The sequence below is a fragment of the Halomonas sp. ND22Bw genome (assembly GCF_003011945.1).
Classification (GTDB): Bacteria; Pseudomonadota; Gammaproteobacteria; order Pseudomonadales; family Halomonadaceae; genus Halomonas; species Halomonas halophila.
Genome location: NZ_PXWD01000002.1, coordinates 363,203 through 387,967, shown reverse-complemented (window position 1 = coordinate 387,967; position 24,765 = coordinate 363,203). Strand labels below are relative to the sequence as shown.

Below are 24,765 nucleotides of genomic sequence, written 5' to 3'. Positions count from 1 at the left end.
AATCGGTATTATACAGGCCCCATGCGACCTGTCCCGCCGACGAGTCCCTGTCACGCCGACGCTGTCGGGCCTCAGCATGCGGCGACGCTTCGGGGCCGTCAACCGAGCCCCGCCACCGGACATCGAGAGGTGATGATGCCAGAGGCCGATGCCCTCGCCCGCCAGACGCCGCTGCGCCACTGGATCGCGCAGTGCCATGGACTCGACCCGCAGGCCCTGGACCTGCGCCTGGCCGCCGGCGATGCCAGCTTTCGCCGCTACTATCGGCTGACACTGCCCGACGGCGCCACACGCATGCTGATGGACGCGCCGCCGGACCGCGAGGACAGCACGCCCTTCGTGGCTATCGACCGGGCCTGGGAAGCCGCCGGCCTGCCGGTGCCGCACCTGCACGCCGTGGACCTCGAGGCCGGCTTCCTGGAGCTCGACGATCTCGGCGACACGCCGCTGCAGACCCGCTTCGACGGCGAGCGCGACCCGGCCACCCTGGCCTGGCACGAAGGCGCCATGGCGCTCATCCATGAGCTCCAGAACCGCGCCTCGCCGGACGCGCTGCCGGCCTACGACGCCGCCCTGCTGGGCCGCGAGCTCGATCTCTTCCCCGAGTGGTGCCTGTCGCGCTGGCTCGACGTCGCCCCGCCGCCCGGCTGGAACGCCCTGCGTGACGCGCTGATCGCGTCCGCACTGGATCAGCCCGTGGTCACCGTGCATCGCGACTTCGACGCCATGAACCTGATGGTGGTCGACGAGGCGCTCTACCTGATCGACTTCCAGGACGCCGTGGCAGGTCCCATCAGCTACGACCTGATCTCGCTGCTCCACGGCCGCTACTGCCGCTTCGACGCCGCGCGGCGCGCCGAGTGGATCGAGGGCTTTCGCCAGCGCGCCATCGCCGACGGCCGGCTCGACGCCGGCGTCTCCTCGGAGACCTTCCGCGCCCGAGTGGCCGCCATGGCCGCCCAGCGCGCGCTCAAGGTGCTGGGCATCTTCTGCCGGCTGACCCTGCGCGACCATCGCGACGGTTATCTCGCCCGCCTGCCGCACTTCCTCGCCCATCTCGAGGACGCCCTGGCCGAGCTCGACGGTCACGACGCCTTCAGGGCCTGGCTCGCCGGCGTCTTCCGCCCCGCCATGGCGGCGAAGCTGGACGAGGACGGCATCGACCGGGAGGGCGCGGCATGAAGGCGATGATCCTGGCCGCCGGGCTCGGCACGCGCATGCGCCCGCTCACCGACCACTGCCCCAAGCCGCTGCTGCCGGTGGCCGGCAAGCCGCTGATCGTTCATCACCTGGAACGCCTGGCCACGGCCGGTATCCATGAGGTGGTGATCAACGTCAGCTACCGCGCCGAGCAGATCATCGAGGCGCTGGGCGACGGCCACGAGTTCGGCGTGGACATCGCCTGGAGCCGCGAGGACGCGCCGCTGGAAACCGGCGGCGGCATCCGCCGCGCCCTGCCGCTGCTGGGCGAGGCGCCGTTCTGGCTGGTCAACGGCGATGTCTGGTGCGATATCGCCCCCGACGCGCTCCCTCCGCTCGGCGACGACCTGGCGCGCCTGGTGCTGGTGGACAATCCCGATCACCATCCCAACGGCGACTTTCATCTGGACACCAGCGGCCGGGTGCATCCCGAGGGCGAGCCGCGGCTGACCTACGCCGGCCTGGCGTTGATCGATCCGGCGCTGGTCGCCGATCATGACGATGGCGCCTTCGCCCTGGCCCCGCTGCTGCGCGAGGCCATGGCGGCAGGTCGGGTCGCCGGCCATCATCATCGCGGCGCCTGGGTCGATGTCGGCACCCCGGCCCGCCTCGAGGCCCTGGACCGCACCCTGCGCACCCAGCTTCCTTCATGACACTCACGGGGAACCGGGGACAAGCCGAAGAGGAGCTCCGACGCCTGGGCGGCGTCGAGAGCCTGGAGGGACATACCCGCCGTGTCTCCTCGCCGGCCTGTCGACGGACAGCCTACCCATCGCCGGAGCCCTCCCGGGCTGAGCCGGTCGACGCCAGCTGCTAAGCTGGCGCCACTCGATGCTCGCTCGCGGCACCGAAGCCTCCAGCGGCCGCGGTGAAACCGCGCATTTAATCAACAGCAAGGAAATCAGTTCATGAAAGCCTCAGTGAAATGGACCGACGGTCGCCAGTTCGTCGCCGAAGCCGGCAGCGGCCACAGCGTGGTCATCGACGGTCCGCCCGACCACGGCGGCCGCAACACCGGCCCGCGCCCGATGGAAATGCTGCTGATGGGCATGGGCGCCTGCACCTCCTTCGACGTGCTGGAGATCCTCGAGAAGTCCCGCGCCCCGGTGGCGGACTGCGTGGCCAGCATCGAGGCCGAGCGCGCCGACAGCGTGCCCAGCGTCTTTACCAAGATCCATATCCACTTCACCGTGAGCGGCCAGGGGCTCAAGGAGAAGCAGGTCAAGCGCGCCGTCGAGCTCTCCGCCGACAAGTACTGCAGCGCCTCGATCATGCTGGCCAAGGGCGGCGTGGAGGTGACCCACTCCTTCACCATCGTCGAGGAGTAAGCGAGCCTTCACCCACGGCGCCCTGACGGCCGAGACGCCAGGTCCGGCTCCCCGCCCGGCGGCGGCGAAAAAAAACCGTGGCGGCGGGTGCGCCGCCACGGTGGGCTGTGCATAATACGCGGCTCTCGATTGCCAGGGGTTCCGGCGATATCCGTCGGGATGACACTATCTGCCACTTTGGGAGGCTCGGACGTGACCGACAATCTCCGACTCCACGGGTTCAACAACCTGACCAGCTCCCTGAGCTTCAACATCTATGACATCTGCTATGCGAAGACCGAGGAGCAGCGCAAGGCGTACATCGACTACATCGATGAGCTCTACAACGCCGAGCGTCTGACGCAGATCCTCAAGGATGTCACCAACATCATCGGCGCCCACGTGCTCAATATCTCCCGCCAGGATTACGAGCCCCACGGTGCCAGCGTGACCATCCTGATCGCCGAGCACGAGCTGGAAGAGGCCGCCCCCGAGCAGATGGAACCCGGCCCGGGCCCGCTGCCGGAAACCGTGGTGGCCCACCTCGACAAGAGCCACGTCACGGTGCACAGCTACCCCGAGTCCCACCCGGACAACGGCATCAGCACCTTCCGCCTGGACATCGACGTCTCCACCTGCGGCCAGATCAGCCCGCTGAAGGCGCTCAACTACCTGATCCACAGCTTCGATTCCGACATCGTGACCGTGGACTACCGGGTGCGCGGCTTCACCCGCGACGTGGACGGCAAGAAGCTGTTCATCGACCACGACATCACCTCGATCCAGGACTACCTGGCCGACGACACCAAGCAGGCCTACCAGATGGTGGACGTGAACGTGTATCAGGAGAACATGTTCCACACCAAGATGCTGCTCAAGGACTTCGAGCTGGACAACTACCTGTTCGGCACCTCCCGGCGCGATATCAGCTTCGAGGAGGCCCGCGACATCGAGGGCCGGCTGCGCAAGGAGATGCTGGAGATCTTCTACTCGCGCAACATGGACTAGCCGCGCGCGGTATCGGCGGCACACGGGGTCAGACCCTTAAGCGCCCTTAGGGACGGGGTCCCTAAGGGCGCTTAAGGGTCTGACCCCTGCTATTCCGGCTTCAAGCTTCCAGCCTAGAGCCTGTAGACCGACCGGGTCATCACCTTGGACATCAGCGTCATGCCGGCCTTGACCGGCCCCGGGAAGCGGGCACCGCCGGCCTCCAGCGCCTGCTCGGCGTGATGGGCCTCGTCGATGGCCATCTGGCGCAGCACCGCGCGGGAGCGGTGGTCGCCGGACGGCAGCTCGTCCATGTGGGCGTCGAGGTGGCGACCCACCTGTTCCTCGGTGGCGGCGACGAAGCCCAGGCTGATGCGGTCGCCGATCGCCCCGGCCAGCGCCCCCATGCCGAACGAGGCGGCATAGAACAGCGGGTTGAGACGGCTGGTGTGACCGTCTAGCTCGTCGAGCCGCGACTCGCACCAGGCCAGGTGATCGATCTCCTCCTGGGCGGCTTCCTCCATCTGCTCACGAACCTCGGGCAGCTTGGCGGTCAGCCCCTGGCCCTGGTAGAGCGCCTGGGCGCACACCTCGCCGGTATGGTTGATGCGCATCAGGCCCACGGCGTGGCGGCGTTCGGCCTCGTCCAGGGCATCGTCGCGCACCTCCGGGGTGGCCGGCGACGGACGAGACGGCTGGGCGGCGCCCGGCACCAGGGTGCGCAGCACGGCATCGCCCTGGCGCACCAGTTGATCGGCACGGGAATACTGACGGTTCATGACACCCCCTGAATCGATGATGAGCTCATTGTAACCGAGTCGCCCCGGTGCCGGCAGTGCCTCCGGATGCGACGACGCCGCCCCGGAGGCGGCGTCGAACGGAAACGGTGTCGGGCGAGGCCCGGGAAGGCTGCACCTGATGCGTCGAACACCGCAAGCCGCGGCAGGCGCCGCGCGCCGACTACCCAGCCGGCCAGGTAAAGCGTCGACCGCCCATCAGGTGCATATGAATATGATAGACGGTCTGGCCGCCCTGTTCATTGCAGTTCATCACCACCCGATAGCCGTCGTCGGCGAAACCGGCCTCGCGGGCCAGCCGGGCGGCGGTGAACTGCAGCCGCCCCACCAGCGCCAGATCGTCTTCCTCGATGTCGTTGAGGGTGGCGATATGGCGCTTGGGCACGATCAGCTGGTGCGTCGGCGCCTTGGGATCGATGTCGTTGAAGGCCAGCACCTCGTCGTCTTCGTAGACGATGTCGGCGGGAATCTCACGCTTGATGATCTTGCAGAACAGGCAGTCCATGGCGGGCTCCTCGACGGATGACGAACGGCGAATGTAGAGGCTCAGCGAAAACGGCGCTGGGCCAGCAGGTGGCGCACCAGCGGCCCCAGGATCAGCTCCATGGCCAGCGGCATGCGCGAGCCCGGCACCACCAGGGTGTGCGGTCGGCTCATGAAGGCATCGGGGATCATCGCCAGCAGGTAGGGGAAGTCCACCGTGGCCGGATCGCGGAAGCGGATCACCACGAAGGACTCGGCGTCGGCGGGGATGTCCTGGACCTCGAAGGGATTCGAGGTATCCACCGTGGGCACCCGCTGGAAATTGATGTGGGTGCGCGAGAACTGCGGCTGGATGTAGCGCACGTAGTCGTCCATGCGCCCCAGGATGGTGTCGATCACCGCCTCCTGGGAGTAGCCGCGATAGCGCATGTCGCGATCGATCTTCTGGATCCACTCCAGGTTCATGGTCGGCGCCACCCCGACCAGCAGGTCCACGTGGCGGGCGATGTCATGCTCGGCGGTCACCAGGCCACCGTGCAGCCCCTCGTAGAACAGCAGGTCGGTGCCCGTGGGCAGCGGCTGCCATTCGGTGAAGGTGCCGACCTGGTAGCCGGCCTCGATCATCGACTTGTCCTCGGCGTGGATATAGTGCCGATAGGTGCCGGTGCCGTGCTCGCCATACTCCTGGAACAGTGCCTCGAGCTCCTCCAGCAGGTTGGCCTCCACGGCGAAGTGCGACAGCTCGTCCTTGCGCTCGGGCTCCTCGCGGAAGATCCGCGCCAGCTCCTGGCGGGTGTAGCGATGGAAGGCGTCGCCGTCGACGAAGGCGGCATGCAGGTCCTCGCGGGCGAACATGCGCTCGAAGGTGCGCTTGACCGTGGTGGTACCGGCCCCGGAGGAGCCGGTCACGGCGATGATCGGGTACTCGCGCGACATCAGCTCGCCCCCGCGAGGCGTTCGCGCACCAGGTCGGGCACCGCCACCGGGCGCCCGGTGGCCGGATCCACCAGCATCAGGTTGATGCGCGCCGTGGCCACGGGGCGATCGTCGGCGAGCCGCCGGATGCGATGGTAGACGGCAATCGCGCGGCGCCCCGGCGTCGGGATGGCGGTGTCCACCTCCAGCGCCTCGGGCCAGCGCGACTCGGCCTGATACTGCACCGCCAGGTCGGCGGCCACGCACGGGTAGCCGCCCATGTCGCCCTCGGCGAGCGAGCGGGTGGCCAGGGCCTGGACGCGGGCCTCGTGCATCAGCGACACCACGGCATCATGGCCGAGATGCCGGCCGTAGTTCATGTCGGTGATGCGCACCGACAGCGGGTGCCGGTGCAGGATGTCCGCTTCGGGGAACTCCAGTTTCACGCGTTCCATGCCGCCTCCTGGTGGTGAATGTGCGCCGTCGTGGGTGGGTCAGGCTCGCGGGCTCAGCCCTCGTCACCCTCCCGGGCGATGGCGCGATGGGCAATGTCGCCGCGATGGAAGGCGTCCTGCCAGCGGATCTCGGCCACGCCGCGGTAGGCCAGGTCGCAGGCCGCGGAGACGCCCTCGCCCAGCGCGGTGACACACAGCACGCGGCCGCCGGCGGTCAACACCTCGCCGTCGTCGCCCGTGGCGGTGCCGGCGTGGAAGACCTTGCTGCCGGTGGCCTCGGCGGCGTCGAGCCCCTCGATGGCGTCACCCTTGCGATAGCTGCCGGGATAGCCGCCGGCGGCCATCACCACGCCCACCGCAGCGCGGGAATCCCACTCGCAGGCGTGGCCGGCCAGCTCGCCGCGGGCGCCGGCCAGGCACAGCTCGGCCAGGTCGGATTGCAGGCGCATCATGATCGGCTGGGTCTCGGGGTCGCCGAAGCGGCAGTTGTACTCGATCACCCGCGGGTTGCCCTCGGGGTCGATCATCAGGCCGGCGTACAGGAAACCGGTGTAGGGATGCCCTTCCTCGGCCATGCCCTGCACCGTGGGCCGGATCACGCGCTCCATCACGCGCTCAAAGACCGCGTCGGTGACCACCGGCGCCGGCGAGTAGGCGCCCATGCCGCCGGTGTTCGGGCCCTGGTCATCGTCGAAGGCGCGCTTGTGGTCCTGGCTGGTGGCCATCGGCAGCACCGTCTCGCCGTCGACCATGACGATGAAGCTGGCCTCCTCGCCCTGCAGGAAGTCCTCGATCACCACCCGGGCGCCGGCATCGCCGAAGGCATTGTCCTCGAGCATGTCGTGGACCGCGGCCTCGGCCTCTTCCCGGGTCATGGCGACGATCACGCCCTTGCCGGCGGCCAGACCATCGGCCTTGATCACGATCGGCGCGCCCTTCTCGGCGAGGTACTCGAGCGCCGGCTCCACCGCCACGAAGGTGCGGTATTCGGCGGACGGAATGGCGTGACGGGCCAGGAAGTCCTTGGTGAAGGCCTTCGAGCCCTCGAGCTGGGCGGCGCCGGCGGTGGGGCCGAAGATCGCCAGGCCGGCCTCGCGGAAGCGGTCGACCACGCCTTCCACCAGCGGCGCCTCGGGGCCGACGATGGTCAGGTCGATGGCCTGCTCGCGGGCGAAGGCGACCAGCCCGTCCAGGTCCTCGGCGCCGATCGCCACGTTCTCGAGTCCCGGCTCGCGGGCGGTGCCGGCGTTGCCCGGGGCCACGTGGACGGTCTCGACCTCGGGCGACTGAGCGACCTTCCAGGCCAGGGCATGTTCGCGGCCACCGCCGCCGATGATCAGAACCTTCATCCGCTGCTCTACCTCACTTACAGGGGGATAACACGGGAAAAACGTCGCCGCATTATGTCAGAAAGCGGCCGTCGGCGCCGCCTTCAGCTTCGATACGCCGGCCTATCGAAGCGCCACGCGGGGCGCCGGGGACAGGTCAGAGAGGGGGTTTTTGCCATGGGTGAGGCGAGTCTCGCCGAACGGGCTGGCCATGGATGGCCAGCACCGGTCCTGCAAGCGAAGCAGGATGCGAGAGCGCCGCAGGGCAAAAGTAGCGCCCAGGGAAGGGTTCACAGCGCCCCTCGGCGACCTGTCGCCGGATCAGCCCCGAGAGCATCGGTACGCCATCAGGACTCGTCATCGTCCTTGCGGCCCTTGCCACCCAGGTTCTGCTGCCAGAAGCGCATGTTCTCCTCGGCCAGCTCGCGCATCAGCTCCATCGGCGTGTGGCGCATGGCCTGCTGCCACTGGTCCTGAAGGTGCTTCTGCTGCTCCATCATCAGCTGCGTGCCCTGCTCCAGGTAGCGCGCCAGCGGCAGCGGCTGGGCCATGTTGTAGACGCGGATGAACTGGGCCAGCAGGTCGTTGGAGAACACCTGGGCGTCGCCATCGGCCTGCTCCTGCTCGATGATGATGGTCAGCAGGATGGTCCGGGTCAGGTCCTCGCCGCTCTTGGCATCCTCGACCCGGAAGGGCACCTCGTCGAGGATCAGCTTGCGCAGATCCTCGAGGGTCACGTAGCGGCTCTGTTCGGTATCATAGAGCCTGCGGTTGGCATACTTGCGAATCACGCGCACGGCGCTCTCCTCGGTTCGAATCGGGTGGGCGAATGCCTCCTTATGCAGGTATTGTGCACCGCCCACCCCTTCATGCAAGGCATACCGGCACCACGAGGCCCCATGAACCTGATCCTGCTCTCGCCCGACGACATCGAGAACGACCGCCTGGCCCGGGTGCGCGACCCGCGCCGGCTCGCCCATCTGCGCGAGGTCCACCGGGCCCGCGAAGGCGACGCCATGACGCTGGGCATCGAAGGCGGCGCCCTGGGGCGCGGCGAGCTCTTGACCCTGAGCGACACGGAGGCGGTGTTCGACGTCTCCGGCCTCGACCAGGCCTCGCCGGCGCCGCTGCCGGTGCATCTGGTGCTGGCCCTGCCGCGGCCGCGGATGCTGGCGCGCACCCTGGAACACGTGACCGCGCTCGGCGTGAAGGAGCTGACGCTCTTGAACACCAGACGGGTGGAGAAGAGCTACTGGCAGTCGCCCGAGCTGTCCGAGGACAAGATCCGCCGCCATCTGGAGCTGGGCCTGGAGCAGGCCCGGGACACCCGCCTGCCGCGCGTGACCCTGGCCAAGGGCTTCCGCCCCTTCGTCGAGGACGACCTGCCGGGGCTCTTGGCCGGCCGCCGCGGGCTGCTGGCCCACCCCGGCATGCCGGACGCCTGCCCCCGCGGGGTCGAGGCGCCGACGCTGCTGGTGGTGGGCCCCGAGGGCGGCTTCATTCCCTGGGAAGTGGAGAAGCTGGTCGAGGCCGGCTGCCAGGGCGTCCACATGGGGCCGCGCATCCTGCGCGTGGAGACCGCGGTCACCGCCCTGCTGGCGCGACTATTCTGACGCCGACTCGGCCTCGGGCTCGGCGGCCGATGACGACGATGCATCACCGCCACCGGCCTTCCCGCTCTCTCTGTTCTCTCTCTTATCACCGTTCTCCCCGTCATCGCCGGACGCCTCATCATCGGCTCGATGGGGCATCCGCGGCGCGTCGCCGTCGCAGCCGGGCTCGGTCAGGTGAGTGCTGGCCACGTCCAGGCGGCCCAGGTGGCCGATGGTCTGGCGCCCCAGCAGGATCGGGTAGGTCATCTCCGAGCGGTCGCGCAGGCTGAACTCCTCCTCGTAGCGCACGCCGTCCACGCACACATCCAGCAGCACCACCGGCCGGTCGTCGGTACCGCCGGCGCCGCGCACCGTCAGGCGCCGCACCCGGGGGCGCTCGAGGGTCATGGCGAAGGTCTCGCCCTTGTCGTCGTCATCGAACTGCAGCCGGAAACGCACCCAGGCCTCGCCGTCGCGCTCGAAGCGCTCGATGTCCCGCGCATCCAGCGACGAGGTCAGCGCCCCGCTGTCCAGCTTGGCCTCGAAGGGCAGGTTCCAGGGCATCAGGGTCACCGATTCGACCCAGCCCACGCTGCGATCCGGCGCCTCGGCCAGGGCCAGCCCCGACCACAGCGCCGCCGCCAGACACCACGCCGCACGCCTCATGAGCCCACCTCCCGCAGCCGCTCCAGCAGGCCCAGGGTGGCGAAGCCGTCCGGCGTCACGCCGAGCTCGCGCTGGAAGGCCCGCAGGCCGCGCCGGGTGTTGGGCCCGAGGATGCCGTCGGCCTCGCCGACCTCGTAGCCGCGGGCCTTGAGCCGCCGCTGCAGCTCCAGCACCTGGGTGCGCTTGAGCGCCGGCTCCTCGCGGGGCCAGTCGCCCTGGATGGCGGGGCGCCCGGCGATGGCGTCGCCGAGCGTGGCCACCGCCAGCGCATAGCTGGTGGCGTTGTTGTAGCGGCGAATGACCCGGAAGTTGTGGCCGACCAGGAAGGCCGGTCCCCGCGCGCCGGCCGGGGCGATCAGCGCAGCCTCGCCCAGTGTCGGCAGCGCCTCGCCGGCACGCGGGCGCACGCCCGCCGCGGCCCAGTCGTCGGCGCTGCGGCGCGTGGTATCGCCCGTCAGTGAGTAGTCGAAGTCGGCCGGCAGCACCACCTCGGCACCCCAGCGCTCTTCGGCCCGCCAGCCGGCCTCGGCGAGATAGGCGGCGATCGAGGTCAGGGCGTCGGGAACGCTGCCCCAGATATCGCGGCGGCCGTCACCGTCGCCATCCACCGCGTGGGCCAGGTAGCTCGACGGCAGGAACTGCGGATGGCCCATGGCGCCGGCCCAGGAGCCGACCATGCGCTCGGCGGGCACGTCGCCGGCCTCGAGGATGCGCAGCGCCGCCAGCAGCTCGCCGCGGGCGAAGTCGCGCCGGCGGCCGTCATAGGCCAGGGTCGCCAGGGCATCGAGGGTCGAGACCTCGCCCTGATAGCCGCCGTAGCTGCTCTCGATGCCCCAGATCGCCACCAGCACCTCGGCCGGCACGCCGTAGCGATCCTCGGCGCGTTCGGCCGTGCGGCGATAGGCGTCGAGCCGATCGCGGCCGGTGCTCACCCGGCTGGCCGACACCGCGCCGTCGAGATACTCCCAGATCGGGCGCACGAACTCCGGCTGACGCCGATCCAGCTCGATGACCCGAGGCAGGTAGCGCAGCGCGTCGATGCGGGCCAGGGCAGTCTCGCCGAGGCCCTCGTCACGGGCCAGGCCGCGGAAGTCGCGGCGCCAGTCGTCGAAGTCGCCCACGGCCTCGGGGCGCTCGGCGGATGCATTGCCCCCGCCCTCCGGCCTCGTCGAGGCGGCGACCTCGGCCGTGGGCGACGCCACCGGCGAGCTCGGAGAAGAGGCGGCTTCGGCGCGGGGGGTGGCGATACCCTGGCAGCCGGCCAGGCCGGCGCAGAGCAGCACGAGGAGCAGTAACGGGGGCAACATCGACGACGTTCCTTGACGAAAAGAGCCCCGATGATCGCGCAGAACGCCCGCTCAGGCCAGTAGCAGCAGCCGGGCGATCAGCCCCAGATGGCAGGCCGCCACCACGGCGGTCAGGCGAGTGCGCAGCCGCCGATAGGCGCGCGGCAGCCCCGCGGCACCGGGGCCGAGCTCGTAGAGGCGCAGGGCGACGAAGCCGGTCAGCAGCGTCGCGGTGGTGGCCGGCGGGTCGAGCAGCAGCGCCGGCCAGGCGATCAGGCTCGGCAGCACGCCCACGACCAGACGGCGCCCCGCGGGCTCGGGGCCGCCGGCGCCGACCAGCGCCAGCCCCCAGTGCACCCCGCCGAGGAAGGACAGGATCACCGCGCCGTAGGCGAGGAAGGTCTCGATGGCCAGGGCCTGCCCCGGCGGCGGTGCCAGGAAGGCCGCCGTCAGGGTGGCGAGAAAGGGCCCCAGCCCGGCGACGCCGAGTCCGACCATGGCGACGCGGGGCAACTGGCGAGCGCGGGGAGCGGAATCGGTGCTCATGGCGCGGCCTCTTCCTGGATCGACAGCGAAGGGGGCGGCAGGAAAACCGCGGGATCATGCCGCCAGGGGCGATGGCGGGCGTTCCCGGGCGGCAGATCGGCGAGCTCGGGGCACCAGCGGGCCACGTAGTCGCCCCGAGGATCGTAGCGCTCGGCCTGGTCCAGCACGTCGAAGCGATGCGCCCTGGCATGACGGCCACGGCCGGCGATATAGCCCCAGTTGCCCCAGTTGCTGGCGACATCGTGATCGATCAGGCAACGCTCGAACCAGGCCGCCCCCAGTCGCCAGTCGACGCCCAGATCGTGCACGAGATGGCTGGCCACGTTCTGCCGGGCGCGGTTCGACAGCCAGCCGGTCTCGGCCAGTTCGCGCATTCCGGCGTCGACGAACGGCAGCCCGGTCTCGCCGCGGCACCAGGCCGCGAAGTCCTCGCCCCCGTCGGGTGGCGTGGCGCCGCCGTAGAGTCGCCGACCGTCCTGCCGGGCAGCCCAGTGGAAATACTCCCGCCACCAAAGCTCGAAGCGCAGCCAACGGCTCGAGTCACTGGCCCCGCGCTCCGCCTCCCAGTCGTCCAGGGCGTCGTTGACCTGAGCGGCGGACAGGCAGCCCAGCGCCAGCCAGGGCGACAGCCGGCTGGATACGTCGGCGCCGACCAGACCGTTGCGAGTCTCGGCGTAGTGCGCCACTGCCCCGTTGCCCCACAGATAGTCGTTCAGCCGGGCGAGGCCGGCACTCTCGCCGCCGGTGAAGCGAAAGCCGCCGAGCGACGAGGCACTCCATTCCGCCGCCCGCACGTCGACCCAGCGCAGCGGGGGCAGCCCGCGAGAGGCCTCGGGCGGCCAGGGCGGCAGCGTCACGGGAACCGAACCGGCATACTGCGGGGTGACGGTCTCGAGCCGACGCCGGAACCCGGAGAAGCCGGGCGGCAGCGCCTCGACGGGCCGGGGCAGGTCGTCCTCGGTGAACAGCATGCCCCCTTCCAGGCACTCGAGCTCGCAATCCGCGGCGAGGCGTGGCGCCAGCCGCTCGACGGCGCGAGTCTCCTCCCAACCGGGATCCCACCGCACCCTCACTCGCCGGGCGCCGAGCTCGGCGGCCAGGGCCGCTACCTCCTCGGCCGGATCGCCGAGGCGTACCAGCAGATCGCTGCCCCGGGCGAGCAGGCGGCCGCGCAGCTCGATCAGGCTCTGCCACAGGAAGCCGAGGCGGGCCGCGCCGATGCGCCGTTCCTTCAACCAGCGCTCATCCAGCACATAGACGCAGGCCAGGTGCTCTCCCAGCGGCCCGGCGAACAGCGGATTGTCGGCCAGGCGCAGATCCTGGCGCAGCCAGACGAGATCGATGCTCATGACGGCCTCCTCATGCCCCGTCCTGGCGTCGTGAAAGGCGCCTGGCCTCGCGACGGCAACGGTCGCTGCAGTAGCGCACCTCCGCCCAGCAGCGCGCCCACTTGCGCCGCCACCGGAAAGGGCGGCCGCAGCACTGGCACGGCTTGGAGGGCAGATCGGCCTTGCGACGCATGGCGACACCAAAACATGAACACAAAAATAAAACAGTACAACTTATGTACATGATATGCGCCATGGCCACGAACGCAAGCGGAACGGCCCAGGCGGACAGCATTCACCCTGGGGGCCGGCAGGCGGGTGGGATGAACCGAACGTGGCGATCGAGACGTCGGCCTGTGGATGTCGCGGGTCTCGGGGGTGACACGCCCCGGTGGTACGAGACGCGTCTTGCGGGCGGGGCAGTCAGTCGCGATGGGGCGGCGTGGCAGGCGGTTCGTCGTCCTCTTCGCGCCCGCTGCGCAGGCGATGGGTCAGCGGGTCGTAGTGGGGGCGCAGCTCGTCCTTGACGGTGCCATCCCACAGTCGGGCCCCGACGAAGTAGCCGGCGCGGCCGATGATATGCGCCGCCACCGGCGCCGTCAGCATGAGGAACAGGATGATCCCCAGGGCCCGGGCCACCACCGCCGTCTCGGCGAAGTGCACCGCCACCGACAGCATGATCAGCGACACGCCCAGCGTGGCCGCCTTGGTGGTCGCGTGCAGTCGCGTCAGCAGATCGGGCAGGCGGACCACCCCCAGGGCCGCCAGCAGCATGAAGGTCGAACCGGTCAGCATGCCGGCGGCGGTGAGCACCTCAGTCATCTCGCGGCCCTCCCCGCTCCAGGAATCGGGCGAAACCGATGGTCGCCATGAAGGCCATCAGCGCCATGACGATGGCCACGTCGAGCAGGATCGACACGTCGGTGGCGATGGCCACCACGCCGATGATGCCGACAAGAATCGAAGAGAATAGCTCCAGCGCCACGACCCGGTCCGGCAGGCTCGGTCCCCGGAACAGGCGCGCGAACGCCAGGCACAGGGCCAGCGACATCACGGCCAGGCTGAACAGGATCACGATCGACACGGGATAGGCCTCCCCTCCTCAGTGGAAGAGTTCCAGGGCACGCCGCTCGAGCTCGGCCAGGCTGCGGGTCAGCGCCGGCTCGTCGTCGAGGAACATGGCATGGATGTAGAGCACGCGGCGGTCATCGGAGACGTCCAGGCTCAGCGTCCCCGGGGTCAGCGAGATCAGGTTGGCGACGAAGGCGATCTCGAATTCCGTGCGGGCCTTCAGCGGCATCGCGATCACCCCCGGCTTCATGTACCAGGGCGGCGTGACGATGTCGTAGGACACCCGCAGGTTGGAGACCACCAGCTCCTTGAGGAAGAAGACGACGAAGCGGATCAGTCGCGGCAGCCGCTGGGCGTAACCGGCCAGCGCCGGCACCTGGGGCTGGATCAGCGCCAGCACCAGGTAGCCGAACACCAGCCCGGCGAACAGGCTGCCGCCGCTGAAGTCGCCGGTCAGCACCACCCAGGCGACGCCGAGCATCAGGTTCCAGGCCGCGCCGATCATGATCCCCCTCCCGGTACGCCGAGTACCGCCTCGATGTAGCGCTCGGGCGCCAGCAGCTGCGCCGCCGAGGCCTCGGCCAGCGCATAGAGCGCGTCGGGCTGCAGGCCGATCGCCAGGGTGCAGAGCGCCAGGCCGACCGCCGGCGCGCCCATCAGCCACAGCTCGCGCTGCCCGACCTCCCGCTGGGGCTCGCCCCCGGCCTCGTCACCGGGCGGCGCCTTCCAGAACGCCTCGTTCCAGATCTTGATCATCGAGTACAGGGTGAGCAGCCCCACCAGCAGGGCGATCGCCGTCACCGCGTAGGCCTCGGCCTCGAGGCCCGCCCGGATCACGATGAACTTGGCGAAGAAGCCCGACAGCGGCGGCATGCCGGCCAGCGACAGCGCCGGTATCAGGAACAGCACCGCCAGCCAGGGATGCTCGCGATAGACGCCGCCCAGCGTCTCGAGGCGATAGCTGCCGCGCAGACGCTGGACGATGCCGCTGATCAGGAAGAGGTTGGTCTTCACGATGATGTGGTGGGCGATATAGAACACGCCGCCGAGGATCGCCAGGGGCGTGAACAGCGCCAGCCCCAGGATCATGTAGCCGATCTGGCTGACGATGTGGAACGACAGGATGCGCCGGAACTCGAACTGCGCCGCCGCCCCCAGCACGCCGGACAGCATGGTCAGGGCGGCCCCCCACAGCAGGATCTCATGGGTATAGCCGGGGCTGTGATGGAAGATCAGCGTGAACACCCGGAACAGCGCATAGACCCCGACCTTGGTCAGCAGGCCGGCGAACAGCGCCGACACCGCGACCGGCGGCGTGTGGTACGAGGCCGGCAGCCAGAAGAACAGCGGGAAGGCCGCCGCCTTGATGCCGAAGGCGACCATGAACATCATCGCCAGCACGTCGACCATGCCGGTATCGTCCAGGCTCGCCAGCCGGCGGGCGATGTCGGCCATGTTGAGGGTGCCCACCATGCCGTACAGCAGGCCCACGGCGACCAGGAACAGCACCGACGACACCAGGTTGAGGGTGACATACTTGATCGCCCCTTCCATCTGCGGCTTCTCGCTGCCCAGGATCAGCAGCGCGAAGGACGCCACCAGCATCACCTCGAACCACACGTAGAGGTTGAAGATATCGCCGGTCAAAAAGGCCCCGGCCACGCCGGCCAGCAGCAGGTGCATCAGCGGGAAATAGCCATAGTCCTGGTGCCCGCGGCCGACCGAGGCCAGCGAGAAGAGCGCCACCGCCAGGCCGATGATACCGGTCAGCACGACCATGAGCGCGCCCAGCAGGTCGGCGACCAGGCTGATGCCGAAGGGCGCCGGCCAGCCGCCCATCTGCATCACCTGGATGCCATCGCGGTTCACCGTCATCAGCAGCCAGATGCCGGTGACCAGCAGCCCGACGGTGCCGCCCACCGCGATCAGGCGCTGCATCGTGCGGGACCGCCAGAACACCAGCGACAGGGCCCCGGCGAACAACGGTATGAGGACGGGTAGCGCGATCTGCGGGGTCACGTATCGGTATCCTTCATCCGGTCAAGGTCGTCGGCGCGCACGATCTCCCAGGCGCGCCGCACCAGCACCACCGCGAACGACAGCACGCCGAAGGCGATGACGATGGCGGTCAGCACCAGCGCCTGGGGCAGCGGATCGGCCACCGCCGACTCGGGGGCAGCGAGCCCCTCCGGCACCAGCGGCGGCGCCCCGCGGCGCATGCCGGCGGTGGCAAAGATCAGCAGGTTGGCGGCGTTGGACAGCAGCATCAGCCCGATCACCAGCTTGACGATGGAGCGCCGCAGCATCATGTAGATGGCGGTGGCGAACAGCACGCCGATGGTCACGGCCATCAGGGGTTCCATAGGCTATCCCTCATCGTGTCGATCGGTGTCCACCAGGGCGGTGATGGCGGTCAGCACCACGCCCACGACCGCCAGATAGACGCCGATATCGAAGATCAGCGGCGTCGAGGCCTTGAAGTCGATCACCGGAATCGTCCACCAGTGGGCGGTGAAGAAGGGCTCGCCGCTCCACCAGGCCGGCAGCGTCGAGCTCACGCCGAGCAGCAGCCCCAAGCCCACCAGATCGCGCGGCGAGACCCGCAGCACCCGGCGCAGGGCATGACGACCGAAGGCGAACAGGTAGAGCGCGAAGGCCCCTGCCGCCACCAGGCCGGCGATGAAGCCCCCGCCGGGCTCGTCGTGTCCGCGCAGCAGCAGGAACACCGAGAACAGCAGCTGCAGCGGCAGCAGCAGGCGGGCGGCGACGCTCAGGATCAGGGTGCCGGACTTAACCATCGGACGGCCCTCCCGAGCGCCGGTCATCGCGGGCCTCGTACTCGCCGGCGTGGAAGCGCAGCATGGCATAGACGCCCACGGCCGCCAGGGCCAGGACGAAGATCTCGCCCAGGGTGTCCAGGGCGCGGAAATCCACCAGGATGACGTTGACGATGTTGTGCCCGTGCGCCAGCGGCTGGCTGTTGGCGACCATCCAGTCGGAGATGCGCGGCAGGCGCTCCCCGGACAGCACCGAGAGCATCAGCAGCGTGATAAGCCCCCCGGTCAGGGTCGCCACCACCAGGTCGCGAAGCCGCTCGAGGGGGGTCGACAGGGTAGCGAAGCGCGGCAGGCGAAACAGCACCAGCGCCAGCAGCACCACGGTGAGGGTCTCCACCAGCAGCTGGGTGATGGCCAGGTCCGGCGCGCTGAACAGCACGAAGGTCAGGGCGATGGAGAAGCCCATCACCCCCACCGCCGCCACCGCCGCCAGCCGGGCCCGCATCACGCAGGCGGCCATCGCGCCGGCCACCATCAGCCCGGCGACCACCGCCTCGTGGAAGTGGACCGACAGGCCAAGTTCGATCGCCAGGCCGTAACGGAAGAAGAAGGCGTGCCCCACCAGCCCCAGCAGAACCAGCAGGGTCATCACCAGGTAATTGCGCATATAGCCGTTCTGCAGGAAGCGAGTCTGCCAGGCCGACAGCGACACCAGGCCCGCCATCAGCGCCGCATAGCCGGCCTCGGGGCCACGCGCCATCAGCGAGTCGAGCCGCCGCAGGGCGACGCGCAGCCGATCCCAGTGGCGATACACCAGCGCCCCCAGCACCAGGCTGGCCACGGACAGCACCAGCGGCAGGTTGACCCCGTGCCACAGCGCCAGGTGCACGCCGGCGCCGGGCACGCCGATGCCCGCCAGAATGGCGTTGGTCAGGCCATCCAACCCGCCCGGCGCCAGCCCCAGCCACAGCGACAGCGACGTCAGCAGCAGGGGGCCGGCGAGCATGGCGAAGGGCGGCTCATGGGGCGTGCGGGGCGTCTCCCGAGAGGCACCGAAGAAGGGCCGCAGGGTGACGATCGCCGCCACCGCCAGGGTCAGGAAGGCGGCCGGGAAGGCCAGGGCCAGGAGCAGCCAGCGCCAAGCCGTGGCGTCCAGTACCGAGGCGAACATCAGCTCCTTGCCGACGAAGCCCAGCAGCGGTGGCAGGCCGGCCAGCGACAGCCCGGCGACCACGGCCAGCGTGGCGGTCAGCGGCATGGCCCGACGCAGCCCGCCCATGGCGGTGACGTCCTTGGTGCCGGTCTCGTGGTCGAGGATGCCGACGATCAGGAACAGCGTGCCCTTGTAGAGCGAGTGCGCCAGCAGGAAGACCACGAAGGCGCTCAGGGCCCCAGGCGTGCCGATGCCCAGCAGCAGGGTCAGGGTGCCCAGCGCCATCACCGTGGAATAGGCCAGCAGCTTCTTGATGCTGGTGTGATGAATCGCCAGGAAGGCCCCGGTGACCATGGTCAAGGCGCCGACCAGCGACAGGGTGAGCGTCCAGGTCTCGCTGCCGCCAAGCGCCGGATGCAGGCGCGCCAGCAGGTAGATCCCGGCCTTGACCATGGTGGCCGAGTGCAGATAGGCCGAGACCGGGGTCGGCGCCGCCATGGCATTGGGCAGCCAGAAATGGAAGGGGAACTGGGCCGACTTGGTGAAGGCCCCGACCAGGATGCAGATCAGCAGCGGCGTGTAGAGATCGTGCTGGCGCAGCAGATCGCCACGCTCGACCAGGGCCGCCAGCGACCAGCTGTCGCCGGCCACGGCCAGCATGACGAAGCCCGCCAGCAGCGCCAGGCCGCCGCCCACCGTCACCAGCAGCCCCTGCTGGGCGGCCTTGCGGGCCGTCGCATCGGTATGATTGAAGCCGATCAGCAGGTAGGAGGTCACGCTGGTGAGCTCCCAGAACACGAACAGCGCCACCAGGTTGTCGGCCAGCACCAGGCCCAGCATCGACATCATGAAGGCGGTGATCACCACCAGGAAGCGCGGCAGGTCGCGATGGCCACGCAGGTACTCGCCGCTGTAGGCCAGCACCAGGGCGCCGATCACGCTGATCAGCAGGGCGAACAGCAGCGACAGGCCGTCGATCAGGAAGGTCAGGCTGATATCGAGCCCCGGGGCCCAGGCCCATTCCAGGCGCAAGGTGTCGCCCGCGACGATGGTCGGCCACTGGGCCAGCAGCCAGGCGGCGATCCCCGCCGGCAGCGCCGCCATCAGCAGCGGGGTGCGCGCGCCGAACCAGCGATGCAGCAGCGGCGCCATCCCGGCGAGCAAGAAACCTCCCAACACAACCAGTTGCATCGAGCATCCCTCCCTGGCGTCCGCGCGGCCCCAGCGGATGAAAACGTGCTCCAACCTTAAAGAGCCCGATTTTGAAAGGCAAGATGGCGCGAGCCGCCGCCCGATACGGTAAGGTATTGCGATTCAACTACTTCATGGGGCTCGATCGGCCCCGGGACGGAGGCGGCGCCTGACCTCTTGCGTGCGGCCGCCCTCTCGGCATGATGACGCTCCGACATAACGCAACCGAGCAGGATGACTGATCGATGACCTTGATGTGGATAGCGCTGCTACCCCTTCTCGGCGTGCTGGTGCCGGCCTTCGGCGCCGGACTGAGACGCCGGGAATGCTCCCTGGCCACCGCCGCCCTGCCCGCCCTGGCATTGCTGCTGATGCTGGCGGAAATCCCCGCCCTGCTCGACGGCGAGACGCTGCGTGTCGCCGTCGACTGGATACCGACCCTGGGCCTGGAGCTGGCCTTCCGGTTGGACGGCCTGTCGCTGCTGTTCAACCTGCTGATCCTGGGGATCGGCCTGCTGATCCTGCTCTACGCGCACTACTACCTGGATCCGGACGAGCCCTACGGACGCTTCTACGCCTACCTGATCCTGTTCATGGCCTCCATGGTCGGCATCGCGATGTCCGACAACCTGCTGCTGCTGTGGATCTTCTGGGAGCTGACCAGCCTCTCGTCCTTCCTGCTGATCGGTTTCTGGTCGCACCGCAGCGATGCCCGCAAGGGTGCGCGCATGGCGCTGACGGTCACCGGCGCCGGCGGGCTGGCGCTGCTGGCCGGCTTCCTGCTGATCGGCGACATCGTCGGCAGCTACGACATGGACACCGTGCTGGCCAGCGGCGAGACGATCCTCGCCGACCCGCGCTACCCGCTGACCCTGGCCCTGGTGCTGCTGGGCGCCTTCGCCAAGTCGGCCCAGTTCCCCTTCCACTTCTGGCTGCCCCACGCCATGGCGGCGCCGACCCCGGTCTCGGCCTATCTGCACTCGGCGACCATGGTCAAGGCCGGCATCTTCCTGATGGCGCGCCTGCATCCGGCCCTGGCCGGCGGCGAGCTGTGGACCCTGACGGTCTCCCTGGTGGGCATGATCACCATGCTCTATGGCGCCTGGTTCGCGCTGATGAAGACCGACCTCAAGGGCATCCTGGCCTTCTCCACCGTCAGCCACCTCGGTCTGATCACCGTGCTGCTGGGCATCGGCAGCCCCATGGCGGTGCTGGCGGCGCTGTTCCACATCATCAACCACGCCACCTTCAAGGCCGCGCTGTTCATGGGGGCCGGCATCGTCGACCACGAGACCGGTACCCGCGAGCTGTCGCGCCTGGGCGGGCTGCGCCGGGCCATGCCGCTGACCGCCGTGCTGACCACCATCACCGGCGCGGCCATGGCCGGCGTGCCGCTGTTCAACGGTTTCCTGTCCAAGGAGATGCTGTTCGCCGAGACCCTGCACACGCCGATCCTCGGTGGCCTGAGCTGGCTGATGCCGGTGCTGGCGACCGCCGGCGGCGTGCTCTCGGTGGCCTATTCGCTGCGTCTGGTCCACGCGGTGTTCTTCAAGGCACCGACCCAGGCGCCGCCCAAGACGCCCCATGAGCCGCCGCGGCTGATGAGTGCCCCGATGGCGCTGCTGGCCACGCTGTGCGTGCTGGTCGGGCTGTTCCCCTCGGCGCTGGCCGGCGGCCTGCTCGACCTGGCCAGTCGCGCCGTGCTGCTGGCGCCGCTGGAGTTCCACCTGGCGATCTGGCACGGCCTCAACCTGCCGCTGGCGATGAGCGCCGTGGCGCTGGCGGTCGGCATCGGGCTCTACAGCGCCCACTCGCACCTGCGACGCTTCCTGCGCGGCTTCAAGCCGGTGGATGCCCGCCTGGTGTTCGAGGCCGGCGTGCAGCGCGCGGGGAACCGTGCCGAAGCCCTGCTGGAACGCCTCGACAACGCCTCGCTGCAGCGCTACGTGGGGCTGCTGCTGCTGGTGTCCCTGATCTTCGTCGCGCTGGGCCTCGGCAAGATGCCGAGCCTGGCCGGCGAGACGCCACAGCGACCGGTGGACGGCATCCTGCTCACCGGTGCGGCGCTGCTGATCTTCAGCGGTATCGCCACCGTGGTCACCCACCGCTACCGCCTGATCTCGCTGTTGATGCTGTCGATGGTGGGCCTGCTGGTGTCGCTGACCTTCGCCCGCTTCTCCGCCCCGGACCTGGCCCTGACCCAGCTCTCGGTGGAGGTGGTGACCATCATCCTGCTGATGCTGGCGCTGTTCTTCCTGCCCCAGAAGACGCCCCGCGAGTCCTCGATGCCGCGCAACCTGCGCGACATCGCCCTCGCCGGCGGCCTGGGCACGACCATCGCCAGTCTCAACTACGCGGTGCTGACCCGCGACAACGCCAGCATCTCGGGCTTCTTCCTCGACAACAGCGTGTCCGGCGGCGGCGGCCACAACGTGGTCAACGTCATCCTGGTCGACTTCCGCGGCTTCGATACCCTGGGCGAGATCACCGTGCTGGCCATCGCCGGCCTGGCGATCTTCAAGCTGCTCAATCGCCTGCGCCTGTTCATGCCGCACAGCGATACCGAGGGCCGGCTGTGGTGCCCGGACCGCTATCCGATGATCCTGACCACCATCTCCCAGGCGCTGCTGCCCCTGGCCCTGCTGGTGTCGGCCTTCATCTTCCTGCGTGGCCACAACCTGCCGGGCGGCGGCTTCATCGCCGGCCTGATCACCGCCGTGGCGCTGATCCTGCTGCTGATCGCGCGCGGCGTGGAGTGGGCCCAGGCGCGCCTCGACTTCCCCTACCAGCCGGTGGCCATCGCCGGCGTCGGCCTGGCGACCCTGACGGGGGTGGGCAGCTGGCTGTTCGGCTATCCCTTCCTGACCTCGTCCTTCGGCCACTTCCACCTGCCGCTGGTCGGCGACTTCGAGCTGGCCACGGCAATGATCTTCGACCTGGGCGTCTACCTGGCCGTGGTCGGGGCGACGCTGATGATCCTGGCCAACCTCGGCAAGGTCACCACGCCCCACCGGCCGGGCAAGGACGAGACCCCAGCCACCACCTCCAGCGGCAAGGAGAAACGCTGATGGAAAGCCTCTACGCCATCACCACCGGCGTGCTCAGCGCCTGTGGCCTCTACCTGATCCTGCGGGGACGTACCTTCCCCGTGGTGGTGGGCCTGACCCTGCTGTCCTATGCGGTCAACCTGTTCCTGTTCTCCATGGGCGGGTTGACCACCCACGGCGCGGCGATCGTCGACGGCAAGGCCGCCTACGCCGATCCCCTGCCCCAGGCGCTGGTGCTGACCGCCATCGTCATCGGCTTCGCCATGACTGCCTTCGCGGTGATCCTGGCGATGCGGGCCAGGGGCGACATGGGTAACGACCATGTCGACGGCGGCCGCAATCGCGACGACCGAGAGGAGAACCGTCGATGAGCCCACATCTGATCGTTCTGCCCGTCGTGCTGCCGCTGATCGCCGGGGTGCTGCTGCTGCGCACCCGCCACGGCAACCCGCGCAACAAGCGCTGGCTGGGCGTCGGCGCCACCCTGGCGCTGGTGGTGGTCTCGGCGATGCTGGTCGACCGGGCGGCGGGGGGCGAGATCGCCTACTACGCCCTCGGCGACTGGCAGCCGCCGTTCGGCATCGTGCTGGTGCTCGACCGGCTCTCGGCGCTGATGGTGCTGCTGACCTCGGTGCTGGCCCTGGGCTGCGTGATCTTCGCCTGCGGCGGCGACGACGAGCAGGGCAGCAACTTCCATGGCCTGTTCCAGCTGCAGCTGATGGGCATCAACGGCGCCTTCCTGACCGGCGACCTCTTCAACCTCTTCGTGTTCTTCGAGGTGCTGCTGCTGGCCTCCTACGCCCTGCTGCTGCACGGCGGCGGCAGGTCGCGCACCCAGGCCGCGGTCCACTACGTGGTGCTGAACCTGGCCGGCTCGTCGCTGTTCCTGATCGCCGTGGGCACCCTCTACGGCGCCACCGGCACCCTCAACATGGCCGACATGGCCGCCCGCATCGGCGAGCTGCCCGCCGAACGCAGCGGCCTGGTCACCGCCGGCGCGCTGCTGCTGCTGGTGGTGTTCGGCCTCAAGGCCGCCATCCTGCCGCTCTACTTCTGGCTGCCGCGGGCCTATGCGGCGGCCCCGGCCCCGGTGGCGGCGCTGTTCGCCATCATGACCAAGGTCGGCATCTACGCCATCCTGCGGGTCTACTCGCTGATCTTCGGCGAGCAGGCCGGCAGCCTGGCCGCCCTGCAGCAGCCCTGGGTCTGGTGGCTGGCCCTGGCGACCCTGGCCGTGGCCACCCTCGGCGTGCTGGCCGCCCGCGATCTGCGCCTGCTGGTGGCCTATCTGGTGCTGGTTTCGGTGGGCACCCTGCTGGCCGGCGTCGGCATGGGCACGGTCGAGGCCACGTCCTCGCTGCTCTATTACCTGGTGCACAGCACCCTGGTCACCGGCGGCCTGTTCCTGCTCGCCGAGATGATCGGCCTGCAGCGCGGCAAGGCCGGCACGCGCATCGTCCGCGGCCGCCCGCTGACCCAGGGCGGCGCCCTGGCGATGCTGTTCCTGGCCGGCGCCGTGGCCGTGGCCGGCCTGCCGCCGCTGTCCGGCGCCATCGGCAAGGCGCTGCTGCTTGACGCCGCCACGCCCGAGCAACAGCCGTGGCTGTGGCCGCTGCTGCTGATCAGCGGACTGGGCGCCATCATCGCCTTGTCCCGGGCCGGCTCGACGCTGTTCTGGCGCAGCCAGAAGGGCGAGCGCGACGGCGAGCCGCTGCCCCGCCAGCAGTGGATCGGCGTCACCCTGCTGATGGCCACCTCGCCGCTGCTGGTGGCACTGGCGGGCCCGGTGAGCGACTACACCCAGGCCGCCGCCGAGCAGCTGGCCAACCCCGACGCCATGGTCCGCACCCTGCTGTCCGACGCTGGAGACGCCTCATGATCCGCTCTCGCTCCTGGCTTCCGATCCCGATGCTGTCGCTGCTGCTGCTGGTGGTGTGGCTGCTGCTGGTGCGCAGCCTGGCCTTCGGCCAGTTCCTGCTGGGCGGCGCCCTGGCCATCGCCATCCCGCTGCTCACCTATCGCTTCTGGGACGTACAGCCCAACGTCAAGCGACCCGGGCTGCTGCTGCGCTACGTGCTGCGGGTCCTCGGCGACATCGTGGTCGCCAACTTCCAGGTGGCCTGGCTGATCCTCAACCCGCGTCAGCGCTCGCGGCCCCACTTCGTCGAGTATCCACTGATGCTGGAGGAGCGCTTCACCATCACCCTGCTGGCCAGCACCGTCAGCCTGACGCCGGGCACGGTGTCGGCCAACCTGCGCATGGACGGCCGGACGCTGCTGATCCATGCCCTGGACGTGGAGGATGACGAGGCGCTGATCGAGCAGATCCGCGAACGCTACGAGCGCCCGCTCAAGGAGATCTACGAATGCTAGACATCGCCCTGAAGATCAGCCTGACGCTGGTGATGTTGGCCCTGCTGCTCAACACCTTCCGGCTGACGGTCGGCCCCAGCCTGCCCGACCGCATCCTGGCGCTGGACACCATGTACGTGAACTCCATCGCGCTGATCGTGCTGCTCGGCCTGTGGCTCGGCACCAAGACCTACTTCGAGGCGGCGGTGCTGATCGCCATGCTCGGTTTCATCAGCACCGTGGCGGTCTGCAAGTACCTGCTGCGCGGCGACATCATCGAATAG

Annotated in this window: 28 protein-coding genes; 10 read left to right on the top strand and 18 right to left on the bottom strand. The window is 69.3% G+C overall.

Annotated elements, in window-relative coordinates:
* The first annotated feature begins 135 nt into the window (after positions 1-135).
* From CVH10_RS04690 to speD, 4 genes are all read left to right on the top strand, one after another.
* Entirely contained in the window at positions 136-1,182 is a 1,047-nt protein-coding gene (locus CVH10_RS04690; protein WP_106487995.1) for an aminoglycoside phosphotransferase family protein, read from the top strand.
* The gene (murU, locus tag CVH10_RS04685) at positions 1,179-1,853 is read left to right on the top strand and encodes an N-acetylmuramate alpha-1-phosphate uridylyltransferase MurU (protein ID WP_106487941.1); all 675 of its coding nucleotides are present in this window, start codon (positions 1,179-1,181) and stop codon (positions 1,851-1,853) included. Before CVH10_RS04690 ends, murU begins: the two co-directional genes overlap by 4 nt.
* A gap of 255 nt (positions 1,854-2,108) precedes the next feature.
* Positions 2,109-2,528: an OsmC family protein gene (locus CVH10_RS04680; protein ID WP_016853702.1), complete on the top strand. Its 420-nt coding sequence runs from the start codon at positions 2,109-2,111 to the stop codon at positions 2,526-2,528.
* Between the two features lie 192 nt (positions 2,529-2,720).
* Complete coding sequence (speD, locus tag CVH10_RS04675) at positions 2,721-3,515, top strand: adenosylmethionine decarboxylase (RefSeq protein WP_035596600.1); 795 nt, start codon at positions 2,721-2,723, stop codon at positions 3,513-3,515.
* Between the two features lie 113 nt (positions 3,516-3,628).
* On the opposite strand, the gene coq7 is transcribed toward speD, so the two are convergent.
* The 6 genes from coq7 to phaR form a co-directional block, all read right to left on the bottom strand.
* Positions 3,629-4,273 (bottom strand): 2-polyprenyl-3-methyl-6-methoxy-1,4-benzoquinone monooxygenase, encoded by a 645-nt coding sequence (gene coq7 / locus CVH10_RS04670; RefSeq protein ID WP_035596601.1) that lies wholly within the window; start codon positions 4,271-4,273, stop codon positions 3,629-3,631.
* A gap of 181 nt (positions 4,274-4,454) precedes the next feature.
* Entirely contained in the window at positions 4,455-4,796 is a 342-nt protein-coding gene (locus tag CVH10_RS04665; protein WP_035596603.1) for a histidine triad nucleotide-binding protein, read from the bottom strand.
* A 41-nt stretch (positions 4,797-4,837) separates the two neighbouring features.
* A complete protein-coding gene (locus CVH10_RS04660; protein ID WP_035596606.1) occupies positions 4,838-5,710 on the bottom strand; it encodes a phosphoribulokinase in 873 nt (290 codons plus the stop codon).
* A complete protein-coding gene (locus CVH10_RS04655) occupies positions 5,710-6,144 on the bottom strand; it encodes a thioesterase family protein (RefSeq protein ID WP_035596608.1) in 435 nt (144 codons plus the stop codon). The genes CVH10_RS04660 and CVH10_RS04655 overlap by 1 nt, the downstream gene beginning before the upstream one ends.
* 53 nt (positions 6,145-6,197) lie before the next feature.
* Positions 6,198-7,493, bottom strand: a complete 1,296-nt coding sequence (purD, locus tag CVH10_RS04650; RefSeq protein WP_106487940.1) for a phosphoribosylamine--glycine ligase — start codon at positions 7,491-7,493, stop codon at positions 6,198-6,200.
* Between the two features lie 326 nt (positions 7,494-7,819).
* Positions 7,820-8,269, bottom strand: a complete 450-nt coding sequence (phaR, locus tag CVH10_RS04645) for a polyhydroxyalkanoate synthesis repressor PhaR (RefSeq protein ID WP_035596615.1) — start codon at positions 8,267-8,269, stop codon at positions 7,820-7,822.
* 102 nt (positions 8,270-8,371) lie between these two features.
* Here phaR and CVH10_RS04640 point away from each other — a divergent pair, with 102 nt between their 5' ends.
* Positions 8,372-9,085 (top strand): 16S rRNA (uracil(1498)-N(3))-methyltransferase, encoded by a 714-nt coding sequence (locus tag CVH10_RS04640; protein ID WP_106487939.1) that lies wholly within the window; start codon positions 8,372-8,374, stop codon positions 9,083-9,085.
* On the opposite strand, the gene CVH10_RS04635 is transcribed toward CVH10_RS04640, so the two are convergent.
* The 12 genes from CVH10_RS04635 to CVH10_RS04580 all read right to left on the bottom strand — a co-directional run bounded on the left by CVH10_RS04635 (position 9,077) and on the right by CVH10_RS04580 (position 19,082).
* Positions 9,077-9,730 carry a RimK/LysX family protein gene (locus tag CVH10_RS04635; RefSeq protein ID WP_106487938.1) on the bottom strand — a complete coding sequence of 218 codons (654 nt, stop codon included), beginning with the start codon at positions 9,728-9,730 and terminating at the stop codon, positions 9,077-9,079. The two genes, CVH10_RS04640 and CVH10_RS04635, sit on opposite strands and share 9 nt — an antisense overlap.
* Positions 9,727-11,037, bottom strand: a complete 1,311-nt coding sequence (locus tag CVH10_RS04630) for a lytic murein transglycosylase (protein WP_106487937.1) — start codon at positions 11,035-11,037, stop codon at positions 9,727-9,729. Before CVH10_RS04630 ends, CVH10_RS04635 begins: the two co-directional genes overlap by 4 nt.
* Before the next feature lie 51 nt (positions 11,038-11,088).
* A complete protein-coding gene (locus CVH10_RS04625; protein WP_369335724.1) occupies positions 11,089-11,562 on the bottom strand; it encodes a DUF3429 domain-containing protein in 474 nt (157 codons plus the stop codon).
* A complete protein-coding gene (locus tag CVH10_RS04620; protein ID WP_106487936.1) occupies positions 11,559-12,911 on the bottom strand; it encodes a DASH family cryptochrome in 1,353 nt (450 codons plus the stop codon). The genes CVH10_RS04625 and CVH10_RS04620 overlap by 4 nt, the downstream gene beginning before the upstream one ends.
* Before the next feature lie 10 nt (positions 12,912-12,921).
* Positions 12,922-13,083: a DUF2256 domain-containing protein gene (locus CVH10_RS04615; RefSeq protein WP_081945848.1), complete on the bottom strand. Its 162-nt coding sequence runs from the start codon at positions 13,081-13,083 to the stop codon at positions 12,922-12,924.
* A gap of 230 nt (positions 13,084-13,313) precedes the next feature.
* Positions 13,314-13,712 carry a monovalent cation/H(+) antiporter subunit G gene (gene mnhG, locus CVH10_RS04610; RefSeq protein WP_106487935.1) on the bottom strand — a complete coding sequence of 133 codons (399 nt, stop codon included), beginning with the start codon at positions 13,710-13,712 and terminating at the stop codon, positions 13,314-13,316.
* On the bottom strand, positions 13,705-13,974 hold the full coding sequence (locus CVH10_RS04605; RefSeq protein WP_106487934.1) for a monovalent cation/H+ antiporter complex subunit F: 270 nt from the start codon (positions 13,972-13,974) through the stop codon (positions 13,705-13,707). The genes mnhG and CVH10_RS04605 overlap by 8 nt, the downstream gene beginning before the upstream one ends.
* Positions 13,975-13,992: 18 nt before the next feature.
* Positions 13,993-14,466 carry a Na+/H+ antiporter subunit E gene (locus CVH10_RS04600; RefSeq protein ID WP_035596628.1) on the bottom strand — a complete coding sequence of 158 codons (474 nt, stop codon included), beginning with the start codon at positions 14,464-14,466 and terminating at the stop codon, positions 13,993-13,995.
* Positions 14,463-15,980: a Na+/H+ antiporter subunit D gene (locus tag CVH10_RS04595; protein ID WP_106487933.1), complete on the bottom strand. Its 1,518-nt coding sequence runs from the start codon at positions 15,978-15,980 to the stop codon at positions 14,463-14,465. Before CVH10_RS04595 ends, CVH10_RS04600 begins: the two co-directional genes overlap by 4 nt.
* Complete coding sequence (locus tag CVH10_RS04590; protein WP_016853685.1) at positions 15,977-16,324, bottom strand: Na+/H+ antiporter subunit C; 348 nt, start codon at positions 16,322-16,324, stop codon at positions 15,977-15,979. Before CVH10_RS04590 ends, CVH10_RS04595 begins: the two co-directional genes overlap by 4 nt.
* A gap of 3 nt (positions 16,325-16,327) precedes the next feature.
* Positions 16,328-16,759: a Na+/H+ antiporter subunit B gene (locus tag CVH10_RS04585; protein ID WP_106487993.1), complete on the bottom strand. Its 432-nt coding sequence runs from the start codon at positions 16,757-16,759 to the stop codon at positions 16,328-16,330.
* Positions 16,752-19,082 carry a putative monovalent cation/H+ antiporter subunit A gene (locus CVH10_RS04580; protein WP_106487932.1) on the bottom strand — a complete coding sequence of 777 codons (2,331 nt, stop codon included), beginning with the start codon at positions 19,080-19,082 and terminating at the stop codon, positions 16,752-16,754. Before CVH10_RS04580 ends, CVH10_RS04585 begins: the two co-directional genes overlap by 8 nt.
* Before the next feature lie 245 nt (positions 19,083-19,327).
* On the opposite strand from CVH10_RS04580, the gene CVH10_RS04575 reads away from it, so the two are divergent.
* Genes CVH10_RS04575 through CVH10_RS04555 form a run of 5 tightly spaced genes read left to right on the top strand, consistent with a single transcriptional unit; the run spans position 19,328 to position 24,765 of the window.
* Entirely contained in the window at positions 19,328-22,150 is a 2,823-nt protein-coding gene (locus CVH10_RS04575) for a monovalent cation/H+ antiporter subunit A (RefSeq protein WP_106487931.1), read from the top strand.
* On the top strand, positions 22,150-22,500 hold the full coding sequence (locus CVH10_RS04570) for a Na+/H+ antiporter subunit C (RefSeq protein WP_035596643.1): 351 nt from the start codon (positions 22,150-22,152) through the stop codon (positions 22,498-22,500). Before CVH10_RS04575 ends, CVH10_RS04570 begins: the two co-directional genes overlap by 1 nt.
* Positions 22,497-24,008: a monovalent cation/H+ antiporter subunit D gene (locus tag CVH10_RS04565; RefSeq protein WP_035596646.1), complete on the top strand. Its 1,512-nt coding sequence runs from the start codon at positions 22,497-22,499 to the stop codon at positions 24,006-24,008. Before CVH10_RS04570 ends, CVH10_RS04565 begins: the two co-directional genes overlap by 4 nt.
* Positions 24,005-24,502, top strand: a complete 498-nt coding sequence (locus CVH10_RS04560) for a Na+/H+ antiporter subunit E (protein ID WP_035596648.1) — start codon at positions 24,005-24,007, stop codon at positions 24,500-24,502. Before CVH10_RS04565 ends, CVH10_RS04560 begins: the two co-directional genes overlap by 4 nt.
* The gene (locus CVH10_RS04555; protein ID WP_016853678.1) at positions 24,496-24,765 is read left to right on the top strand and encodes a K+/H+ antiporter subunit F; all 270 of its coding nucleotides are present in this window, start codon (positions 24,496-24,498) and stop codon (positions 24,763-24,765) included. Before CVH10_RS04560 ends, CVH10_RS04555 begins: the two co-directional genes overlap by 7 nt.

What these genes read in the sequence shown, in the direction of transcription:
- CVH10_RS04690 (WP_106487995.1), top strand. Translation starts at nt 136, where the DNA reads ATGCCAGAGGCCGATGCCCTCGCCCGCCAGACGCCGCTGCGCCACTGG.
- murU (WP_106487941.1), top strand. Translation starts at nt 1,179, where the DNA reads ATGAAGGCGATGATCCTGGCCGCCGGGCTCGGCACGCGCATGCGCCCG.
- CVH10_RS04680 (WP_016853702.1), top strand. Translation starts at nt 2,109, where the DNA reads ATGAAAGCCTCAGTGAAATGGACCGACGGTCGCCAGTTCGTCGCCGAA.
- coq7 (WP_035596601.1), bottom strand. Translation starts at nt 4,273, where the DNA reads ATGAACCGTCAGTATTCCCGTGCCGATCAACTGGTGCGCCAGGGCGAT.
- CVH10_RS04665 (WP_035596603.1), bottom strand. Translation starts at nt 4,796, where the DNA reads ATGGACTGCCTGTTCTGCAAGATCATCAAGCGTGAGATTCCCGCCGAC.
- CVH10_RS04660 (WP_035596606.1), bottom strand. Translation starts at nt 5,710, where the DNA reads ATGTCGCGCGAGTACCCGATCATCGCCGTGACCGGCTCCTCCGGGGCC.
- CVH10_RS04655 (WP_035596608.1), bottom strand. Translation starts at nt 6,144, where the DNA reads ATGGAACGCGTGAAACTGGAGTTCCCCGAAGCGGACATCCTGCACCGG.
- purD (WP_106487940.1), bottom strand. Translation starts at nt 7,493, where the DNA reads ATGAAGGTTCTGATCATCGGCGGCGGTGGCCGCGAACATGCCCTGGCC.
- CVH10_RS04640 (WP_106487939.1), top strand. Translation starts at nt 8,372, where the DNA reads ATGAACCTGATCCTGCTCTCGCCCGACGACATCGAGAACGACCGCCTG.
- CVH10_RS04635 (WP_106487938.1), bottom strand. Translation starts at nt 9,730, where the DNA reads ATGAGGCGTGCGGCGTGGTGTCTGGCGGCGGCGCTGTGGTCGGGGCTG.
- CVH10_RS04630 (WP_106487937.1), bottom strand. Translation starts at nt 11,037, where the DNA reads ATGTTGCCCCCGTTACTGCTCCTCGTGCTGCTCTGCGCCGGCCTGGCC.
- CVH10_RS04625 (WP_369335724.1), bottom strand. Translation starts at nt 11,562, where the DNA reads ATGAGCACCGATTCCGCTCCCCGCGCTCGCCAGTTGCCCCGCGTCGCC.
- CVH10_RS04620 (WP_106487936.1), bottom strand. Translation starts at nt 12,911, where the DNA reads ATGAGCATCGATCTCGTCTGGCTGCGCCAGGATCTGCGCCTGGCCGAC.
- CVH10_RS04615 (WP_081945848.1), bottom strand. Translation starts at nt 13,083, where the DNA reads ATGCGTCGCAAGGCCGATCTGCCCTCCAAGCCGTGCCAGTGCTGCGGC.
- mnhG (WP_106487935.1), bottom strand. Translation starts at nt 13,712, where the DNA reads ATGACTGAGGTGCTCACCGCCGCCGGCATGCTGACCGGTTCGACCTTC.
- CVH10_RS04600 (WP_035596628.1), bottom strand. Translation starts at nt 14,466, where the DNA reads ATGATCGGCGCGGCCTGGAACCTGATGCTCGGCGTCGCCTGGGTGGTG.
- CVH10_RS04590 (WP_016853685.1), bottom strand. Translation starts at nt 16,324, where the DNA reads ATGGAACCCCTGATGGCCGTGACCATCGGCGTGCTGTTCGCCACCGCC.
- CVH10_RS04585 (WP_106487993.1), bottom strand. Translation starts at nt 16,759, where the DNA reads ATGGTTAAGTCCGGCACCCTGATCCTGAGCGTCGCCGCCCGCCTGCTG.
- CVH10_RS04580 (WP_106487932.1), bottom strand. Translation starts at nt 19,082, where the DNA reads ATGCAACTGGTTGTGTTGGGAGGTTTCTTGCTCGCCGGGATGGCGCCG.
- CVH10_RS04575 (WP_106487931.1), top strand. Translation starts at nt 19,328, where the DNA reads ATGACCTTGATGTGGATAGCGCTGCTACCCCTTCTCGGCGTGCTGGTG.
- CVH10_RS04570 (WP_035596643.1), top strand. Translation starts at nt 22,150, where the DNA reads ATGGAAAGCCTCTACGCCATCACCACCGGCGTGCTCAGCGCCTGTGGC.
- CVH10_RS04565 (WP_035596646.1), top strand. Translation starts at nt 22,497, where the DNA reads ATGAGCCCACATCTGATCGTTCTGCCCGTCGTGCTGCCGCTGATCGCC.
- CVH10_RS04560 (WP_035596648.1), top strand. Translation starts at nt 24,005, where the DNA reads ATGATCCGCTCTCGCTCCTGGCTTCCGATCCCGATGCTGTCGCTGCTG.
- CVH10_RS04555 (WP_016853678.1), top strand. Translation starts at nt 24,496, where the DNA reads ATGCTAGACATCGCCCTGAAGATCAGCCTGACGCTGGTGATGTTGGCC.